Source organism: Gammaproteobacteria bacterium (assembly GCA_028819075.1).
Taxonomy (GTDB): domain Bacteria; phylum Gemmatimonadota; class Gemmatimonadetes; order Longimicrobiales; family Gaopeijiaceae; genus BD2-11.
Genome location: JAPPMM010000061.1, coordinates 1 through 19900, shown reverse-complemented (window position 1 = coordinate 19900; position 19900 = coordinate 1). Strand labels below are relative to the sequence as shown.

At 68.3% G+C, this 19900-nt stretch carries 15 protein-coding genes and 1 riboswitch; of the genes, 8 read left to right on the top strand and 7 right to left on the bottom strand.

All coding sequences use genetic code 11. The features are described 5' to 3' along the window. Position 1 precedes the first annotated feature (1 nt). The 4 genes from OXU32_16470 to OXU32_16455 all read right to left on the bottom strand — a co-directional run bounded on the left by OXU32_16470 (position 2) and on the right by OXU32_16455 (position 3614). Positions 2-1771 carry a carbon starvation protein A gene (locus OXU32_16470; protein ID MDE0075550.1) on the bottom strand — a complete coding sequence of 590 codons (1770 nt, stop codon included), beginning with the start codon at positions 1769-1771 and terminating at the stop codon, positions 2-4. 87 nt (positions 1772-1858) lie between these two features. Next, positions 1859-2836 carry a TRC40/GET3/ArsA family transport-energizing ATPase gene (locus tag OXU32_16465; GenBank protein MDE0075549.1) on the bottom strand — a complete coding sequence of 326 codons (978 nt, stop codon included), beginning with the start codon at positions 2834-2836 and terminating at the stop codon, positions 1859-1861. Positions 2837-2914: 78 nt separating this feature from the next. Then, positions 2915-3211, bottom strand: a complete 297-nt coding sequence (locus OXU32_16460; protein ID MDE0075548.1) for a DNA helicase — start codon at positions 3209-3211, stop codon at positions 2915-2917. A gap of 10 nt (positions 3212-3221) precedes the next feature. Further along, entirely contained in the window at positions 3222-3614 is a 393-nt protein-coding gene (locus tag OXU32_16455; GenBank protein MDE0075547.1) for a cupin domain-containing protein, read from the bottom strand. Between the two features lie 149 nt (positions 3615-3763). Between OXU32_16455 and OXU32_16450 the strand changes: the two genes are divergently transcribed. Next, positions 3764-4591 carry a DUF5522 domain-containing protein gene (locus tag OXU32_16450; protein MDE0075546.1) on the top strand — a complete coding sequence of 276 codons (828 nt, stop codon included), beginning with the start codon at positions 3764-3766 and terminating at the stop codon, positions 4589-4591. A 19-nt stretch (positions 4592-4610) separates the two neighbouring features. Here OXU32_16450 and OXU32_16445 read toward each other — a convergent pair whose 3' ends face one another. Both OXU32_16445 and OXU32_16440 read right to left on the bottom strand, forming a co-directional pair. Further along, positions 4611-7769, bottom strand: a complete 3159-nt coding sequence (locus OXU32_16445) for an aminotransferase class III-fold pyridoxal phosphate-dependent enzyme (protein MDE0075545.1) — start codon at positions 7767-7769, stop codon at positions 4611-4613. Between the two features lie 6 nt (positions 7770-7775). Next, positions 7776-9152 carry a hypothetical protein gene (locus OXU32_16440; protein MDE0075544.1) on the bottom strand — a complete coding sequence of 459 codons (1377 nt, stop codon included), beginning with the start codon at positions 9150-9152 and terminating at the stop codon, positions 7776-7778. A gap of 166 nt (positions 9153-9318) precedes the next feature. On the opposite strand from OXU32_16440, the gene OXU32_16435 reads away from it, so the two are divergent. The 7 genes from OXU32_16435 (at position 9319) to OXU32_16405 (ending at position 19220) form a co-directional block, all read left to right on the top strand. Next, positions 9319-11031 (top strand): L-lactate permease, encoded by a 1713-nt coding sequence (locus OXU32_16435; protein MDE0075543.1) that lies wholly within the window; start codon positions 9319-9321, stop codon positions 11029-11031. 127 nt (positions 11032-11158) lie between these two features. Beyond that, positions 11159-12466 (top strand): amidohydrolase family protein, encoded by a 1308-nt coding sequence (locus OXU32_16430; GenBank protein ID MDE0075542.1) that lies wholly within the window; start codon positions 11159-11161, stop codon positions 12464-12466. 148 nt (positions 12467-12614) lie between these two features. Then, positions 12615-13745, top strand: coding sequence for an N-acetyltransferase (locus tag OXU32_16425; GenBank protein MDE0075541.1), 1131 nt, complete (start codon positions 12615-12617; stop codon positions 13743-13745). 73 nt (positions 13746-13818) lie between these two features. Next, a complete protein-coding gene (locus tag OXU32_16420; GenBank protein ID MDE0075540.1) occupies positions 13819-15375 on the top strand; it encodes a Fic family protein in 1557 nt (518 codons plus the stop codon). Between the two features lie 33 nt (positions 15376-15408). Beyond that, positions 15409-15544: riboswitch (cobalamin riboswitch) on the top strand. A gap of 115 nt (positions 15545-15659) precedes the next feature. Further along, entirely contained in the window at positions 15660-17627 is a 1968-nt protein-coding gene (locus OXU32_16415; GenBank protein MDE0075539.1) for a TonB-dependent receptor, read from the top strand. 31 nt (positions 17628-17658) lie between these two features. Then, positions 17659-18264 carry a hypothetical protein gene (locus OXU32_16410; GenBank protein ID MDE0075538.1) on the top strand — a complete coding sequence of 202 codons (606 nt, stop codon included), beginning with the start codon at positions 17659-17661 and terminating at the stop codon, positions 18262-18264. A gap of 20 nt (positions 18265-18284) precedes the next feature. Then, positions 18285-19220 (top strand): cobalamin-binding protein, encoded by a 936-nt coding sequence (locus tag OXU32_16405; GenBank protein MDE0075537.1) that lies wholly within the window; start codon positions 18285-18287, stop codon positions 19218-19220. A gap of 52 nt (positions 19221-19272) precedes the next feature. On the opposite strand, the gene OXU32_16400 is transcribed toward OXU32_16405, so the two are convergent. After that, positions 19273-19551: a hypothetical protein gene (locus tag OXU32_16400; protein MDE0075536.1), complete on the bottom strand. Its 279-nt coding sequence runs from the start codon at positions 19549-19551 to the stop codon at positions 19273-19275. Between the last annotated feature and the right edge of the window lie 349 nt (positions 19552-19900).

The following is a 19900-nucleotide window of genomic DNA, read 5'->3' as shown; positions in this document are numbered from 1 at the left end:
CTCACGACCCGCGACGGGCGGGCGCCCCCGGTCCGCTGGCGGCAATTGCCAACCGAATCGCCGCCAGCGCCTCGAACACCAGCCAAAGCACCAGCACGAAGATCGCACCGCCGACGCCGAACAGGAGCCAGGTCTCGCTGGTCCAGTAGCCGATCATGTTGATCACCATGGCCCACGTCGTCATCACCAGCAGGAAGGCCAGCGGCATCACCGTCACCCAGATCCTCCGCTTCAGGCTGAAGAGGAAGAGGCTGATCACCAGCAGGCTCATCGCCCCGGTAAGCTGGTTGGTGGTGCCGAAGAGCGGCCACAGGCGCATGCCCCCGGCGCCCCGGTCGACGCCGAGCGCCAGCAGGGCGCAACTGGACACGGCCAGGGTGGTCGCGATCCAGCGATTCTGCGCGAGCTTGACCCCGTACTCGGCCCCCAGCTCGGAGATGATGTAGCGCTGCAGGCGCACCCCGGTGTCCATGGTGGTGGCCGCGAAGCTGATCACCACCACCGCCGCAAAGGTGACCGCGAGCCCCTGGGGAATGCCGATCCCCTGCGCCAGGAATCCCACGCCCTGCACGAACGCCTGGGTGGCGCCCGCCGATGCCGACGCGAACGACCCGTAGTGGTCATGCCAGCCGTCCACCCCGACCACCACTGCAAACCCCGCCGTGGTCGCCAGGATCGCGGTGAGCGCCAGCGACCCCTCACCGACCGCGCCCCCGTAGCCCACGTAGCGGGCATCCGTCTCCTTGTCGAGTTGCTTCGATGAGGTCCCCGACGAAACCAGCCCGTGGAAGCCGCTGATGGCGCCGCAGGCGATCGTCACGAACAGGAGCGGGAACCAGTTGGGAGTGTCGGGTGGCAGATTGGTGTTGATTGCGGGAGCCACGACCGGCGCATTGGTGAAGATGATCCCCAGCCCGATGATGCCGAGCGCCACGAAGAGCTGATGGCTGTTGACGTAGTCGCGGGGCTGGAGCAGGAGCCAGACCGGCAGCACGCTGGCGAAGAAGGCGTAGACGAAAAGCACGATGACCCAGCCCGCGCGCACGCCGTCGGTGGTGGCAGCCGCCGCGGCCGCCGCCTGATCGCCCCCGGCAGCCTCGATCTGGGCGGGCGTCGGGTCGAAGCCGAAGAAGTCGGGCAGTTCGAGCGGCACCGACTGGCCCACCCAGATCAGGAAGTAGAGCACCGCCAGCGCCCCCAGCGACGGCAGCAGCAGCCCGGCACCCGAGCGGTAGATCAGGAAGCCCACCGTGATCGCGACCACCAGGCTCCCCCAGACCGGCAGCACCGCCCCCGGGTTGCCGATGAACAGGTTGGAGATGACCACCGCGAAGACCGCGTTCACCAGCAGCAGCAGGAAGAAGATCACCAGCATGAAGAGCACCCGGCCGCGATCCCCCACGATCTTCCCGGCCAGCGTCCCGATGGAGTTCGCCTTGTGCCGGGTCGAAATCCACAGCGTGCCGAAGTCGTGCACCGCCCCCGCGAAGATCGTCCCCAGCACCACCCACAGGAACGCGGGCAGCCACCCCCAGATGACCGCGATCGCCGGCCCCACGATGGGCGCCGCCCCCGCCACCGAGGTGAAGTGGTGGCCGAAGAGCACGTTGCGGTTGGTGGGCAGGAAGTCCACCCCGTCCTCGAACTCGTGCGCCGGCGTGCGGAAGTCGGGGTCGAGCTGGTAGATCTTGCGGGCGACGTACCGGGAGTAGACCAGGTACCCGGTGGCAAACGCGGACAATCCGACCAGTAGCAGTACGATTGAACTCACGGAAGCCGTCCTTTGTTCGGGACACGGAGACGACGTGTTGCGGAAGCAAGACGCCTTCGCCCGCCTGCCGGGCGCGGAACGGTCAGTTTACGTCGCGCGCTCCGACATCGGCAACGTCCCCGCCAGGCGTTCCAGCGCCTCCAGCCCGTGCAGCCGGCCATCGAACAGAGGGATGGCGTGCACCGGATACCTGGAGAAACTCCTGCGCACCCGATCGGCGTACTCGCGCTGGCGATCCCTCCGGGCCCCCAGCAGCGCGCCGTCCGCGTCCTCGGGCACCACCTGGTTCAGGAAGATGGCCGCAACCGGGATCCCGTACTTGTCGAGCATCTTCACCGACCGCTCGGTCTCCGACACGGGCAGATGTTCCGGCGTGACGACGAAGACGAAGCCGGTGCGATGCGGGTCCGTGATCAGGGCGCGCGCATGGCGGAAGCGGGTCTGGCGTTCGGTGAGCGCGCCTAGCACCGGATCCTCCCCGGAGTCCTCGGTTCCCGCCGCCGCCCCCGCCACGTTGCGCCACATGCGCCCGAGCACGTTGACCTTCCTGCGCCGCGAGATGAGCCCGCTGATCCACGCATCCATCAGCTCCGGCAGCGAGAGCAGCCGCAGCGTGTGACCCAGCGGGGCGGTATCGAAGATGAGGCGGTCGTAGGCGTGGCCGGCCTCCTCGGCGATGCGCGTGAACCGATCGAACAGCGCCGACTCCTCGGCGCCGGGGGTCACGCGCGCGATGTCGATCTGGCGCTCGACCTCCGCCATCAGCCGGGGCGGCGTGCTGTCGGCGATGCGCGCCTTCACGTCGTCGATGTAACGGTCTGCTTCCTCCGCGGGATCGATCTCGAGCGCCCACAGCCGCGGGCGAACCTCCCGCGCCTCCCCTCCGAGCCGCGTCTCGAGCACGTCGGAGGTCGAGTGCGCGGGATCGGTGGAGACCAGAAGCGTGGGGTGCCCCTCGCGCGCGGCCTCGAGCGCCATCGTGGCGGCCAGCGTGGTCTTGCCCACGCCGCCCTTGCCGCCGAAAAAGAGAACCTCGCGGTCGAGGATGCGGCGCGGCCTTGCCATCAGGAGGGCACCGGAGCGCGCCTCACCGGCTGTCCGCCCAGCAGCTCGCGCGGCGTCTCGGCGTCACCGGCGGCCGGCTCAACAGCACCTGAAGCCGCCGTCGGGAGCACTGGGCATGCCGATGCGCACGTGCCACTGGTGGAATTCCTCGATCACGTCGGGATAGATCTCGAGGGCGTAGAACGCCACGGGGTTGGGGGCGCCCAGCAGATCCGCGAATCCCAGCAGCAGGAAGGTGTCGCGCTCCTGGCGGTACGATCGATAGATCTGGGATCGATAGGGGGCGAAGTAGATGCCTTCGTAGATCTCGCCCGCGGCGCGGAGACCCTTCCTCACGCGCCGGAAGGCCTTCCGGATCCAGGTTTCGGACGCCATCCTGCTTTCGCTACCCTGCATCGTACTCGTCCTCGCTCACCGGGTCGCCCCAGCTCGTAACCGCGTTCACGTTGAGCGCGATGTGGGTCATGGCTCCGCCGGGAGCGGCGCCGTGCCAGTGGTTCTCGCCGGGCTCCACGACGATGAGATCTCCCGGTCCCGCTTCGCCGACGGGCTCGCCTTCCTTCTGGTATCGGCAGCGGCCCGCCACGATGAAGAGCATCTGATGGCCGCTGTGCGTGTGCCAGTTGGTGCGCGAGCGGGCCTCGAAGTGCACGCGGTAGACGTTGACGCGCGGATCCGCGGAAAGCGCGCCCTCGATGCGGCGCAGGCTCCCGGGGCCGGTGAAGTTGGCCGGGTCCGAAGATTCGCGGTCAAGGGTCGCCAGGGGAAACACGTTCATCTTCTGCTCTCGGATTCGCCGTGTCCGGGATGGGGGTCGCGTGCCATCATCGCGCCTGATGGCGCTGTTGGCCAGTGGGCTCCCTCAATAGTATTGGTGCCCTGATCCCGGAAAGGCAGTTCACCGGCTCGCGGGCAGGCCATCCTCCGATGACATCCAATCGTTCCATCACCAGCCGGCTTCACGAAGAAGCCTCGAGTAACGGGGAGACCTTCTACCTCGACCCGGAGACCGGCCTCGCCGTCTTCACCGAGTTCGGCCTGCGCCAGCGGGGCAGCTGCTGCTGGAGCGGCTGCCGGCACTGCCCCTACGAGGCCGGGAGGGCGGATGACGGGGAGGGTGCCGCGACCGTGGAGCCTCCGCTCTGGCTCACACCGCTGCGCCCCGGGCCCGAGCCCGTCGACGTGCTCTTCTGGAGCGGCGGCAAGGACAGCTTTCTCGCCTACCGGGCGCTGCTGCGCGAGGGGGCCCGCCCCGCGGTCCTGCTGACGACCTTCGACGCGGCGAGCCGGACGATCGCGCACCAGGAGCTGCGGGTGGAGCTTGTGGTCCGACAGGCCGAGCACCTGCGCGTGCCCCTGCTGGGCGTTCCCCTCCATCCCGGCCTCGCCTACGAGGCGCGCGTCGCCGAAGCCGTCACGTCGATTCCCGCGATCGCCCGCTTCGTGTTCGGCGATCTGCACCTCGAGCACATTCGCGAGTGGCGCACGGGAGCATTCCGGGAGCTGGCAGCGACCCGCGGCGCATCGCTCCACTTCCCCATCTGGCAAGTTCCCTACGAGGCGCTCATGGCGGATCTGGAGGCCAGCGGAATCGTCTGCGAGGTGTCCGCCGTGACCGATGCGGCGCTGGGCGCGCTCGTCCCCGGCCAACGCTTCGACCGCGAGGCGATGATGGGGCTGCCGGACGGCGTGGACCGCTTCGGCGAGAACGGAGAGTTTCACACACTGGTGAAGGTGTGGGCCGGAAATGACTAAGTTCGATTAGCTTAGTCCGCTACACCGTGCGCAGCGCGTCCTCCCCCAACACCTCGTCGAGGTTGCTCACCAGCCGGTCGGCGTCGTCTTCGTCGAAGACCAGCGGCGGCTTGATCTTCACCACGTTGTGGAGCGGGCCGTCGGTGCTGAGCAGGATGCCCCGGTCGCGCATGCGCTCCACCAGGCAGGTCGCGTGGCGAGGGGCCGGATCGAGCGATTCCCGGTCCGTCACAAGCTCGATGCCCTGAAAGAGCCCGGTCCCACGCGCGTCCCCGACGATCGGATGGCGCTCCACCAGGCCCTTCAGCCCCGCGAGCAGCCGCTCACCGACCCGCCGGGCGTGGTCCTGCAGCCTCTCTTCTTCGATCACGTCCAGCACCGCCAGGCCGATGCGGCACGACACCGGGTTGCCGCCGAAGGTGTTGAAGTACTCCATCCCGTTGTTGAAGGACTCGGCGATCTCCGGGGTGGTCACCACGGCGGCGAGCGGATGGCCGTTGCCGATGGGCTTGCCCATGGTGACGATGTCCGGCACCACCCCGTGATCCTCGAATGCCCAGAAGGACGAGCCGGCGCGCCCGAACCCGACCTGCACCTCGTCGGCGATGCAAACCCCGCCTGCCGCCCGCACGCGCTCGAACGCGCCGCGCAGGAAGCCGTCGGGAAGCACGATCTGGCCGCCGCAACTCAGGATCGACTCGAAGAGGAAGCCGGCGGGCCGTCCGCCGAGCGCGTCGACGGCGCGACCGACCTCCTCCGCGTAGAGCGCGCCGCAGTCGGGATCGGAGAACCGGTAACGGCCGCGATAGCCGTCGGGCATGGGGACGCACGCGACCCACCGCGGCGGCCCCGCGCCCCCCGGCCCGTCGAACTTGTACGAACTGAGCTGCACCAGTGAACTCGTGTTGCCGTGATACCCGCCCTCCAGCACGACCATGCCCTCGCGCCCCGTGTGGGTCCGCGCCATGCGCAGCGCCAGCTCGTTGGCTTCGCTCCCGGTGCACACGAAGAAGCAGACGCCCAGCGGGTCGGGCAGCGTGGCGGCGAGACGCCGGGCGTACTCCGTGAGGCTGTCGTGCAGGTAGCGGGTGTTGGTGTTGAGGACAGCCATCTGGTCCTGACCGGCCTCGACCACGCGCGGGTGCGCGTGGCCCACCTGCGCGACGTTGTTGACGCAGTCCAGGTAGGGCTGGCCTGCATCGTCGTACAGGTAGGCGCCCTTGCCACGCACCATCTCCAGCGGACGCCGGTAGGAGATGGAAAGCGAGGGCCCGAGCAGCTTCCGGCGCGCGCCCAGCAGCTCCGAGGCCGCATTCCTGCCGGCGGGAGCCAGATCCGGGATCCCGAGCACCAGGTTCGGGTCCGGCGAAAGGCTGAGCCACACGTCCCGCTGGCTGGGCGGCGCCACGCCGGGGAAGTCGCCTTCGCGGCCCAGCAGGTCCGTCATCAGCTGGAAATGAAGATGAGGGGCCCAGTCGCCGTTCTCCGGATACGGCCCGATCCTGCCGATCTCGTCTCCGGCGGCGATCTGCTGTCCTGGGCGGAGCCCGGCCAGCGAGTCCCGCGAGAGGTGGCCGTAGAGGGTGTACCACGCGCCCAGCCCACCCCCCTCGTGGCGCAGAATGATGGCCGGCCCGTAGTCGAGGCGGGCGTCGTTGTCGCGGAAGCTGTGGACGGTTGCATCGCAGGGAGCGTGGATCGGCGTTCCGGGTTCCGCGAAGAGATCGATGCCCACATGAACCGTTCGCCGCTCCAGCCCGTCCTCGCCCTGGATCGCAAACGCGTCGGAGTCGTACCAGCGGCGGGCCTCGTCGTATCGGCCGATCCCGATGGCCGCCCCAACGGCCCGCGTGTGGCGGAACAGAAGATCGGTCCACCCTCGCGCGTCCAGGTCGCCCGTGGTGCCGAGCCACCGGCTGCCCACGCTCAGGTCGAAGACGGTGTGCGGGCTCTCCGCCAGTTCCGACGGCAGCACCGAGGCGAAACGCCCTTCGTCGCGCTGCCGCCTCAGCCATGCGCGCAGGCCCGGAGCACGCGGGTTCGGCTCCAGTCCGCAGGCCTCGCGCAACCGATAGTGCACGAAGTCCGGATGGAATTCCTCTCCGCGGTCCATGCGCTCCAGCAGTTCCCACACGTGCGTTTCACTGATGCTCAGATACTCGTTGTCCGGCTCCCGGGCCCGTTGCCAGGCAGCCATGGTGGCGCTCAGGCAGAGCCGCATCCCGGTAAGCGGGAAGACGGCGGCGATTTCCTCCTCTCCGAGTGGATACTCCTCGTGGAATCCGCTCGCGAGCTGCGCCAGAGCCCCCACGGGATCGCGCTTCGAGAGCATCGCGTAGGCCCCCGCGACCGCCGGCTCGGAAGCCAGCCAGGTGCGCATGGCGTCGCCGAAGTCGATGATGCCGGTGACCCGCCGGTCCCCGTAGCGCCCGCCCGGGGGCGTGTCCTCGACCCGATTGGCGAGCACGTTGTAGTCGTTGGCGTCGCCGTGTACCACCTGGGTGCGCAAGCCCGGGATCAGAGGCCCCAGCCTCTCCTCGCAGTCCACCATCCGGCGGCGCAGCAACGCCCGGCGGCCTTTTCCCTTCACGCTCCCCACCCGCTCCTCGAAAAGGGCGGACGCAGTGCGCAGGTCCCAGTGGAAGCCGGTCTCGGCCGCGGGATGCTCGAAGTCGGCGAGGGCGGTGTTCAGGCGGGCCAGCACGCCTCCCCAGGAACGCAGCAGCTCCGGGCTGTGCGGGTTTACCTCGGCAACCGTCACCCCGTGCAGCCAGGTGACCAGGCGCAAAGGGTAATGGATTCCCCCCTTTTCAACCGTCGCGAGAGGGGCTCCAGCGAGATCGGGAACCACCGCGGGGAACGTCGACCGAAGAGCACCGCCGTCCTCCAGCCACCGCTTCGCCAACCTCGCCAGGATCGCGCCCTGCATCTCCAGCGACGCCCGGGATTCCTCCGGGTTCCCGATCTTGAGCACGAACGCTTCAGCGGCGCCCTCGGCTCCGGAGTCTTTCGCCCCCTCGCTCGGCTCCCGACTCGAACCCCGCCCGTCCCCCGTGGCGCGGAGCAGAAAGTTCCGGTCCCGCTCGCTCGGGAGTTCTCTGGCGCGAGCCAGAATGCCGTAACGGTCCCTGGCCAGAGCCTCCGCCTCGGCGGTCGTGAAGTCGGGCCGCACTCGCATGGCGCCTCAGCCCCTTCCCAGCGCTCTTCGCAGGAACGTCGCCGCGCGCGGAATGACCCCGCTCAGGTCGAAGACGTCGTGTCCGGCGCCCTCGTAGATGAAGGCCTCGAATTCCGGCGGTTCTTTCCCCAACTCCTCCATGACCCGGATCATGGACTGGGCCTGGCTGACGGAGACGGTCTCGTCGCCGGTCCCGTGGTGCAGCTGGACGGCGGGCAGATCCTCGGCGAACAGCACGGCGGAGCGGCGAACCAGCTCCATGCGCACCCTGGCAAGTTCGATTCGCCCTCCCATGTACGGCTGGATGAGCGTCGAGTCCATGTGCGCCACCCCGGTGAGGTCGCGCGGCATTCCCAGCGCCGCCTCGCGCACGATCTCCCTCACCCATTCGTCGAAGAAATCGGTGGGACCGAACAGGGTGACGATGTTCTCGACCCGCTCGTCCCGAATGCCGGCCAGAAGGGCGACGCCTCCGCCCCGGCTGGCTCCCACCAGGCTGAGGGCTTCGGGTTTGGCCTGCGGCGTGATCGCCAGCGCGACGTTCAGGAGCGCCAGGGCATCGTCCACGTCGTAATCCCAGTGCCCGCCGGGACCGGTTGAGACCCACTCCCGGTCGTCATGCTCCAGGGGCTCGCTGCGGAACGACGGAATCACGTACACGAAGCTGTCGCGCAGCTCCCCGAGCGCGAAGGCGAGGAACTGGACATCGTCCACGTCGACGCCGTTGTCGCCCCCGTGCAGGTACATCAGGACGGGCAGGCTGGCCGCCTTCCTCGACTTCGGGACGACGATCGCTCCGTAGTGACGCGCTTCGCCGACCTGGTGGGACACCACGCGCAGGGTCGCCGGGGAGCCGAAAAGGGAATAGGCCTCGGTCAACTCGATGGTCAGGGCGGCGGGCGAGATGTCGCGATCCGCCCAGTCAGCGCGCACAGCCGCGATCTCTTCGGCGGTGGGCGGCGCGAACAGGACCTCGAGTTCCGCCTCCAGATCGACCGCCCAGGCATGGATCGCCGTGGCGGCCAGGCCCCCCGCGACCAGCACCGTCTGCGTCCCCGGATCGGGACCGAGGGTCCAGGTGATCGCCACGTCGCCGTTCTGGTCGGTAGTGGCTCGACCCGGCTCCACCCGGCCGCTCCCCGGAGTCGTCACGAAGTCGACGGCGATGCCGGCAACCGGCAGCCCTCCCGCATCCACGGCGCGGAATACGATCGGTTCGTCGAGGCGGGTGCCGACAAAGGCGGGCTGACCCCCTCCGGACACGACGGCGATGGCGGCCGCCGAGGACGAGGCGCCGGGCTCGACCGGATCGCTGGCCCGCTCGCACGCCGCGAGGGTTGGGACCACCAGCAGCGGCAACAGCCGGCGCCAACATCCCGACAAATCAAGCCTCCTCAAATGCCCTCTCAGGATCGTCCCCCGGCATCCCCTTGCCGCGGAAACGATAACGCAAACCGTGTCCTGCGTCGCATGGCCCTCCGCTTGCCCGCACGGGATGCGGAGACGCACATTCGCGCGGTCCGTCAGGTGATTCAACCCGGAGGCTTCCATGTCCCCAGGCGTTCAGGCCGCGCTCGCGCTCCTCCCCATTCTCATCGGGGGCACCCTGCTCGTCGGATTCCGGGTGCCGGCGAAGTTCGCGATGCCCATCGCCTACGTCTCGGCCGTCGTCGTGGCGCTGACGGCGTGGCAGGTGGCTCCGGTCCGCGTCGCGGCGTCCTCGGTCCAGGGGCTGTTCCTGACCTTCGATCTGCTGGTCATCATCTTCGGCGCGATTTTGTTGCTGAACACACTGGAACAGTCGGGCGGCGTCTCCGCGATCCGGCGCAGCTTCCGCAGCATCAGCGAGGATCGCCGGGTCCAGATCATCATCATCGCCTGGCTGTTCGGGTCCTTCATCGAGGGCGCGGCGGGATTCGGGACACCGGCCGCGGTGGCGGCACCGCTCATGGTGGCGATGGGCTTCCCGGCCGCCGGGGCGGTCATGATCGGCATGATGATCCAGAGCACCGCGGTGACCTTCGGGGCCGTGGGCACGCCCGTGCTGGTGGGGGTGCAGGGCGGCCTGGGGGGAGAGGCCTTCGACGCCCAACTCCTCGCCGCCGGCATCACCATGGACGACTTCCTGCGGCTGGTGACCGACCGGGTCGTGGTCCTGCACGCGATCGCCGGCACCCTGATGCCCACCTTCATGATCGTCATGACCACCCGTTTCTTCGGCGCCAACCGGTCGTGGACGGAAGGGCTGTCGATCTTCCCCTTCGCCCTCTTCGCCGGGGTGGCCTTCACCGTCCCCTACATGTTCACGGGATGGCTGCTGGGGCCGGAGTTTCCCGCGCTGCTGGGCGCTCCGGTCGGGCTTGCGATCGTGATCTTCGCGGCGCGCCGCGGCTTCCTGATTCCGGACGACACGTGGGACTTCCCGGAGCGCAGCCGCTGGGGCCGGGGCTGGGCCAGCGGGCTGGAAGCGCGGCAGGATCTGGAGGACGACGACGAGCGCGTCTCCGTGGGGATGGCCTGGGCACCCTATGCGCTGCTGGCCGTGCTGCTGGTCCTGAGCCGGCTGTCGGAGCTGCCCGTGCAGAACTGGCTGCGCGCCCCCGCCATCACCTGGGCGAACGTGTTCGGCACCGACATCACCGCCACCACCACCCCCCTCTACCTGCCTGGAACCATCCTGATCGCGGTGGTCGCCGTGACCTTTTTCCTGCACCGGATGAAGTTCCCCGAGCTGCAGCGGGCGTTCACCAAGTCGTCGCGCGTGCTCCTCGGGGCCGGCTTCGTGCTCATCTTCACCGTGCCCATGGTGCGCATCTACATCCAGTCGGGCGTGAACGCGGCCGACCTGGTCAGCATGCCCATCGCCATGGCCGCCTGGGTCGCGGACAACGTGGGACAGGTGTGGCCGATGTTCGCGGGCGTCACCGGCGCGCTGGGCGCCTTCATCGCCGGATCGAACACGGTCAGCAATCTCATGTTCTCGCTCTTCCAGCACGGCGTAGCCGAGAGGCTGGCGGTGTCGAGCGCGATGATCGTGGCGCTGCAGGCGGTCGGGGCGGCGGCGGGCAACATGGTCGCGATCCACAACGTAGTGGCGGCGTCCGCTACGGTGGGCCTGCTGGGCCAGGAGGGGGTGACGCTGCGCAAGACCATCCTGCCCACCATCTACTACCTCACGGTCATCGGCGTGCTGGGGCTGATCGCCGTGCACGTCATCGGACTGGCCGATCCGCTGATGGGCGCGGGCGGCGGGAGTCCCTGACGCGGCGCGGGCATCCTTGACCGGGGTGTGGTGGGCCAATCTCTTGAATGAGGTGGGAGTCGCCGCGTTCAGGCTCGCCTCCGCGGGGCTCAGCCGAAGTCTCGCCCCCGAACAAGGACGGTCTCGCATGTTCGATCATCCACGGCATGGCTCAACCCACGTTGTCGCTGCCCTCCTGCTTGTCCTGACGCTCGCCGGCTGCGCTCCCGCCGACGCGCCATCTGCGGACGGCGTGGTCGCCTTCACCGGCATGCGCCTCATCGACGGCGTCGGGGGCGACCCGGTCGAGAACGCGGCGATGGTGGTGCGGGACGGGCGCATCGAGGCGGTGGGCGCGGCCGCCGGGGTGCAGATCCCGGACGGCGCCGAACAGGTCGACCTGAGCGGCCGGCACGTGGTGCCCGGACTCATCAACACCCACGGCCACGTGGGCCGCACCGCCGGCGGGCTCGAGGGAGAAGCCGCCGACGAGGCCGTCCGCAACGAGCTGCGGCTGTACGCGGCCTACGGCGTCACCACGGTGAACAGCCTGGGCGGGGGCACGGAGCCCAGCATGCGCGTACGGGATGCCAACAACGACGACTCCGGTCTCACGCACGCGCGCCTGCTCATGGCGGGGCCGGTCCTCACCGGCTCGACCGCCGAGGAGGTGCGCGCCGAGGTCGCCGACAACGCGCGCCTCAACCCGGACTGGCTCAAGCTGCGGGTGGACGACAATCTGGGCGCCAGCACCAAGATGCCTCCCGAGGCCTACCGCGCGGCCATCGACGCGGCGCACGAGATGGGCGTCGGCCTGGCGGCCCACCTCTTCTATCTGGACGACGGCAAGGACCTGCTGCGCTCGGGCGCCGACTTCCTCGCCCACAGCGTGCGCGACGTGCCCATCGACCAGGAATTCATCGACCTCATCGCCGAAACCGGGGTCTGCTACTGCCCCACCCTGACCCGCGAGGTGTCCACCTTCATCTACCGCGAGCAGCCCGACTTCTTCTTCGACGACTTCTTCACGCGCCACGCCAACGCCGAGGAAGTGGCCGGACTGGATCAGGAGGACCGCCGCCGCTCGTTCCTCGAGAGCCGCTCGGCGGCGCTCTACGAGGAGGCGCTGGACGTCGCGCTCGACAACCTGAAGGCGGCCTCGGACGCGGGGGTCACGCTGTCCTTCGGAACCGACACCGGTCCCGTCGGGCGCTTCCAGGGCTTCTTCGAGCACATGGAGATGGAGATCATGGCCAACGCCGGTCTCACTCCCGCCCAGATCCTGGCCACGGCCACCCGCGACGCCGCCGCATGCCTGGAGCTCGACGACGTGGGCACCCTCGAGCCCGGGAAGTGGGCCGACTTCATTGTCGTCGCGGAGGATCCCCTCGCCGACATCATGAACATGCGTTCCATCGAATCGGTGTGGATCGCGGGCAACCAGGTGGAGCGGTAGCCCCCGGGACGAACTCTTCCCGACATTCGAGCGGCGATGCATCCATGGGCTGACAGGCTGGCGATAGCACGCGTAAGCGATTCTGAATCCAGAAGCTTGTTTCTAAGCGTTTTGGCGGCTGTGTAAGCGGTTTGGAACTCTGGACGCCATGAGGAATCCCACTTCGCCGCTCGCAGTGGCGCCGGTCGAGAGCCGAGCCGACCTGCGACGCTTCGTCAACCTGCCCTGGTCGATCTATCGCGCCGACCCCGACTGGGTGCCGCCCCTGAAGCGGGACGTCCGCGCCGCCTTCGACACGGCAAGACATCCCTTCCACCTTCACTCCGAGGTTCAGCCCTGGCTCGCGCTCCGCGGCGGCAGAGTGGTGGGGCGCATCTGCGCGATCCGCAACCGGAATCACGAACGGGTGCACGGGGAGGCGGTCGGTTTCTTCGGCTGGTTCGAGTGCATCGACGATCCGGAGGTGGCGGAAGCGCTGTTCGACGCCGTTCGGGCGTGGCTCCGCGAACGCGGTCTCACGGCCATGCGCGGCCCGACCAGCTTTTCCACCAACGAGACCACCGGCCTCCTGGTCGAGGGAGACAGCGGACCGCCGGCGCTGCTTCTGGCCCACAACCCGCCGTGGTATCCGGCCCTGCTCGAAGGCTGCGGGCTCCGCAAGGTCAAGGACCTCTACGCCTGGCACATCGTGGCAGGGAACTGGCCCGAATACCTGTTTCGCGCCGAGAGGATCGTGACGCACCGCTACGGCATCCGCATCCGCACATTGGAAATGTCGAGGTTCGACGAGGAACTCGCCCTCGTTCGGCGACTCTACAATTCCGCCTGGAGGAAGAACTGGGGGTTCGTCCCCTTGACGGACGCCGAGATCGATCACATGGCCGCCGAACTGAGGCCGATCATCGACCCGAACCTCGTTCTCTTCGCAGAAACGCGCGAAGGGGAAGCGATCGGGCTCGCGGTCGCCTTTCCGGACTTCAACCAGGTTCTGCACAAGCTCAACGGACGGCTCACCCCGCTCGCGATCATGAAGCTGCTGGCCCACAGGCGCAGGATCACCCGCCTGCGCGTCCTCATTCTGGGGCTCCTGGAGAAGTGGCGGGGCAAGGGCATCGATGCGCTCCTCTACCTCGCGCTGTTCCGAAACGCCAGCGCCGCCGGGATGAGGGAGGCGGATATGTCCTGGATCCTGGAGGGGAACCACCGAATGAACGCCGCGATCGAACGGATGGGGGGCAGGATCTACCGCACCTACCGCCTCTATGAGGCTCCGCTGTAGCCCGATTCTTGTAATCGATTTATCATCGAGATACTTTTTTCTAATCATTTCTCGCGGTATTCCGCGGTTTCTCATGGCACAACGATACACCGCTCATCCCGGCAGGAGACCTGTGGGGCAGGCCTGGCTCCGCCAGGAGCTGGACCTGGCCGTACCCGTTCCGGCGGTCGAGAGTCATGTGGTTTCCGGCGCGCGCCGGACCGAGGTTCACGGGACCCGCGTGCGGGAGGACTATCCTCTGCACTACGCGCCGGACCACTCGCTTGCGGGGCAACTCCGTTTCACGCTGCGCCATGAGCCGTTTGATGTGCGCATCCTGGCTGCGGCCTTCAGGCAGATCGATGCGGCGACGCTGGAAGACTGGGTACGGAGCGAGCCCACGGGTGCCTACAGCCGCCGCGCGTGGTTCCTGTACGAGGCGCTCACGGGACGGACCCTCGATGTCGACGACGCGCGCAGCGGCAACTACGTCGAAGTCCTCGATCCGAAAAAGTTCGTCGTAGCGGCGCGCCACAACTCCCGGCGGCACCGGGTCATAGACAATCTGCTCGGCGGCTCCGACCTCTGTGTTACCGTCAGGCGGACCCCCAAGCTTCTGCGCCAGATGGCGATGCCCATCGACGACGAGGCACGCTCCCTTTGCGCAGCGTTCGACCGGAGCCTTCTCACCCGCGCGGTCGACTATCTGTACACCCGGGAAACGCGATCCTCCTTTGCAATCGAAGGCGAGAAGCCGTCTTCGCGTCGTGCTGCTCGCTTCGTGCGGGCGCTCAGCGAAGCAGCCACCTTCGACCCGCTGGACAAGGATGCGCTGGTCCGGCTTCAAGGGTCGATCGTCGACCCGCGCTATGCCGCCACGGACTGGCGCGACGTTCAGATCTTCGTCGGCCGGATGGGTGCGGGCTTCCGCGAAGAGGTCCACTTCGTGTGCCCCCGGCCGGGCGACGTGCCCTCGCTCATGAAGGGTTGGATGAAGCTGGCCGAGCGCGTCTCGCATGAGAGCGTTCCGCCCGTCGTCGGCGCGGCGGTTTTGGCCTTCGCGTTTGTCTTCGTTCATCCCTTCGATGACGGAAACGGCCGCATCCACCGGTTCCTCATCCATCACGTGCTGGCTTCGAGGGGATACACGCCCAGGGACTTCATCTTCCCTGTGTCCGCGGCCATTTTGCGCGATCGTCGTGGCTACGATCGGGTGCTGGACAGCTTCTCCCGGCCGATCCTGGAATTCATCGACTGGCGATGGGGTCCGGACAGAAGCCTGCTCGTGGAAGGCGACACGCGCGATCTCTATCGGTTCATCGATATGACCGCGTTCGCCGAATACCTTCACGACCGGGTGGCCGAGACGGTCCGTCACGATCTTCGGGAAGAACTCGGCTTCATCGCCGCTTTCGATCGAGCCTTCAGAGCGGTCTCGGAGATCGTGGACATGCCCGACCGGCGCACCTCGCTCCTCATACGGCTCTGCGTGCAGAACGGAGGACGGCTCTCGGCGAGGAAGCGTCCCCGTTTTCGCGAGCTGAGCGATGGCGAAGTGGCTGCCATCGAATCCGCCATACAGCGCGCCTTCGCCACGGATCCGCGCGAACCCGGCGTCCCCGCCGTTGACCCCCTTCACGCGCCCGGCTAGAATCCCGGCGTAGCAGAGGCCGGAGGGGCCTACGGAAGCCGGTGCGAATCCGGCGCGGCCCCGCCACTGTGATGAGGTCCGGGTTTTCCCGACAACTCCGGCTCCGATGTGCCACTGGGCTCCGAGGCGAGCCCGGGAAGGCGAGCCCGGAGGCCTCAAGCCAGGAGACGAGCCCGTCCGGCGCCCTTTTCACCACCTCCGCGGGGAGGTGAGGGGCGCCTTCCAATCCGCGTTCGCGGTGGTCGGCAACTCCTCTTTCTTCCGCGCGGCAGAGGAGAGCCGACATGAGTTGTGTTCGATTCGTCCGCTATGCCGCCGCCATCGCCACCGCCTGCCTTGCCGTGCCCGTCGCCGCCCAGGGACCGGGCAACCTGCAGGGGCTGGTGGTCACCGCCAACCGGCTACCCGAACCCGAATGGGCCGCCGCGGCCCACACGACCATCCTCTACGGCGCCGAACTGGAGCGGGCCGGCATCGAATACGTGGCCGACGCCCTGCGCCAGCTGCCGGGCGTGGCGCTGGTCCGGGGGGGCTCGTTCGGCGCCATCACGTCGCTCTTCCTGCGGGGTGGCGAGTCGGACTACGTGCAGGTGCTGATCGACGGGGTGCGCATGAACGAGCCCGGCGGCGCCTTCGACTTCGCCTCGCTCACCACCGACAACGTGGAACGCATCGAGGTCGTGCGCGGGCCCGCCTCCGCGCTCTACGGCTCCGACGCGGTGAGCGGGGTCATCCAGATCTTCACCCGGCGCGGAAGCGGCCGGCCCCGGGGAGACCTGTCGTTCCAGGGAGGCAGCTACGGCACCCGGCGCTGGCAGGGTGGGCTCTCGGGAGGGACGAGTTCGCTTTCCTACGCCATCTCCGTCGGGAGGAACGAGACCGACGGCATCCTCGCGTTCAACAACCAGTTCCGCCATGCCACGGCCACGGGCCGGGTCCAGGGGCAGCTCGATGAGGCGACCGACGCTTCGGTTTCGGTACGCTACGAGGATCGGCGCTTCCACTACCCTACCGACGGCTCCGGAAACCTGGTGGACGAGAACGCCCACAGCTTCGGCGACGCGCTGTCGGTCAACGTCGATGCAGGCCGACGCTGGAACGACGCCTTCGAAACCCGGTTCCGAGTCAACGTCCATGAGTCGGACTCGGGCACCGACGACGCTCCGGACGGTCCGGCCGACACGCTCGGCTTCCACGGCTTCAAGAGCCTCACCGACCTGCGCCGGACGACGGTCGGAGGGCGCGCGATCTGGAGGCCCGGCGAGGGAACCTCGGTCGCCACGGGCTACGAACTGGAGCAGCAGTCGGTGCGCGACTTCAGCGAATCGCTCTCCCAGTACGGCCCGAGTTCGGCCAACTCCCGCAACGAGCGCGGAAACCGGGCCTTCTACGCGCAACTGTCGGAGTTTCGCGGGCCCGCGGCGCTGAATGCCGGGGTGCGCCTCGAGGACAACGAGCGCTTCGGCTCGGCGATGACCTGGCGGGCTGGCGCTGCGTGGCGGGCCGCTTCTTCGGGCACGCGCGTGCGGGTGTCGGCGGGGACCGGGATCAAGGAACCCACCTTCTACGAGACGTACGCCACCGGCTTCGCGACCGGCAATCCGGATCTCGAACCGGAGCAATCGACCAGCTACGAGGCGGGGCTGGACCAGGAGCTGGGGGGCATCGCCCGGCTCTCGCTCACCGGATTCCGCCAGAACTACCGCAACCTCATTCAGTACACCTTCTCGCCGCCCGCGCCGGGAGGCCCCAGCTACCACAACGTGGCGAGGGCGCGCAGCCGCGGGCTGGAGGCGGAGGCGTCGGTTGCCGCCAGCCGGGTTCGGCTGTCGAGCTTCTACACGTGCCTGAACACGGAAGTGGAGGACTCGGGCTTCGACGAGGGCCCGTCGGCGACGTTCGTGGAGGGCGAGCCGCTGCTGCGCCGGCCAAGGCACATCATCGGGGCGAGCGCCTTCGCCCAGGTCGCGAGCGGGATCGGGCTGGACGCGAGCGTGCGGCGCACGGGAGAGCGCAGCGACCGCGACTTCAGCGCCTGGCCGGCCAATCCGGTGACGCTGTCCGCCTACACGCTTGTGGACCTGGCGGCGAGCTTCGAGATGGGCTCGGGCGCGGGACGGCCGAGTATGCGGCTGACCGTGCGCATGGAAAACCTGCTGGACCAGGCATACCATGAGGTGTGGGGATTCGCCGCGCCCGGGCGGGCCGTCTACGTTGGCGGCAGCTTGGCGCTGGGTGGCCGAGAAGGATAGGACCGAGAACAGCAAACAGGGAGGAATCGAGATGAAACCGCGGTTTTCCGTGATCGTGGCGGTGTTCGCCGTGGCCGTCTGCGTGCGGCTGGCGCCGTACCTGCTGGCGCAGTTCGGGATGTCGATCGACCCGGAGCGGACCACCTATCCGTGGAACTTCTCGCCGATGCTGCCGCTCTGCCTGTTCGGGGGAGCGTTCTTCGCGCGCGCGGGGACGGCGTACCTACTCCCGTTCGCCGCGTGGCTGCTGGGCGATCTGGGGATCCTGGCGCTGACCGGCCGGGTCGACTGGGCGTTCTACCCCGACCAGCCGCTGGTCTACCTGTCGCTCGCGCTGGTGGCGACCACGGGATTCGCCCTGCGCGGCGAGACCTCGTGGACGAGGGTAGCGGGCGCCGGGCTGGCGTCTTCGGTCGGGTTCTTCCTGATCACCAACTTCGGCGTGTGGGCCTTCGGCGACGGACTGCTCTACCCGAAGACGCTCTCCGGGCTGGTGGACTGCTACGTGCGCGCGATTCCCTTCTTCCGCAACACCCTGATCAGCATGGCGGTCTTCCTGCCGCTCCTGTTCAGCCGCGTCGCCCTGAGGAATCCGGCGCCGATCCCGCTGTACCGGCTCGTATCAAGCCGCACTTAGCACGGACTGCCGGAACCGGCATGCCCCACCGCATCGTCTCGCTCATCGCGAGCGCGACCGAGATCGTGTGCGCGCTGGGCTTCGAGCGCGAGCTCGTGGGCCGGTCGCACGAGTGCGACCATCCGCCCGGCGTCGCACGGCTGCCCACCTGCTCGAGCTCGAAGGTGAAGGTGGAGGCCTACAGCCGGGCCATCGACGACCAGGTGCAGGCGATCGTCCGCGACGGCCTGTCGGTGTACAGTGTCGACCCGGTCCTGCTCGACCGGCTGGCGCCCACCGTCATCGTCACCCAGACCCAGTGCGAGGTGTGCGCGGTGAGCCTGCGGGACGTGGAGCGCGCGGTGTGCGACCTGGTGCGCTCGCAACCGGCGATCGTGTCGCTCGAGCCGATGGCGCTGGGCGACGTCTGGAGCGACATCCGGGCGGTCGCGGCCGCGCTCGGGGAACCGGCGCGCGGCGACGGGCTGGTGGCGCGCCTGACGGGCCGGCTCGAGGTACTCCGCCACGCCACGCGTGCGCTGCGGCGGCCCTCCATAGCCTGCATCGAGTGGATCGACCCGCTCATGATGGCAGGCAACTGGGTGCCGGAGCTGGTGGAGTGCGCCGGCGGGGTGGACCCGCTCGGGGAGGCCGGGGCGCACTCCGGCTATCGGGACATCGATGAGCTCGTCGCCGCCGACCCCGACGTGATCGCGGTCATGCCCTGCGGGTTCGACATCGAGCGCGCCGAGCGGGAGATGCCCGCGCTGGCCGCCCGGCCGGAATGGCACAGGCTCTCCGCCGTGCGCGAGGGCCGGGTGGTGATCACGGACGGCAACCAGTACTTCAACCGGCCGGGGCCGCGCGTGGTGGAGTCGGCCGAGATCCTGGCGGAGTGCCTTCACCCGGGTCGCTTCGACTTCGGGCACCGCGGGCGCGGATGGAGGAGCTGGGAGCCGAGCGGTTCCCACGCGTGACTGGGACGGGTGCAGCCGTGATCATTGAGCACGGCTCGCGACCCGGACCGCGCTATCCGTCTTCGACCGCTCCCTTTACCGTTGCATCCGCCAAGTCGAACATCCGTTTCAGGATGTGCTTGCGCCGCAGCCGGAGCTCCTCGACCATCTTCCAGAGAGCCTGGGCGGCCTCCTTCAGCGCCGCCTCCCGGACCTCGTCGGAGAGTGTCGAGTCGTGGCGAAACTCGTACTTTTCCACGGCGAACTCGGCGATTTCGAGAATGTTCTCCCCGACGATGTTCTGGTCAAACGCTTTCTTCAGGGTAATCGTCCTCTCGCTGCCATCGGTCATGGTTTGCTCCTGCGGAGAAGGTGGGTATGGGGGAGGGGCATGTGAGCGACCAGCGCGATCAGGATCCCATGGCCGCAATCGCGCTCTCGGGGTCCTCGTGCACCATGATGAGCTTGTCGAAGCCGCTCACAGCCACGATCTCCCGGTTGACATCGGACAGCGAACACATCGCCAACGCCTGTCCGGTACTGCGGAGTCGCTTTGCGAGCACCAGGCAGACGCGAAGCCCGGCGCTGCTGATGTACGATACCCGCTCGAAGCCGGGGTCATTCCTCGCAAGTCATGTTGAGACACCGACTTGGCGACACACTTGAGGTCCGTGTGTCACTTGGTGTGTCCGAAGATCGCA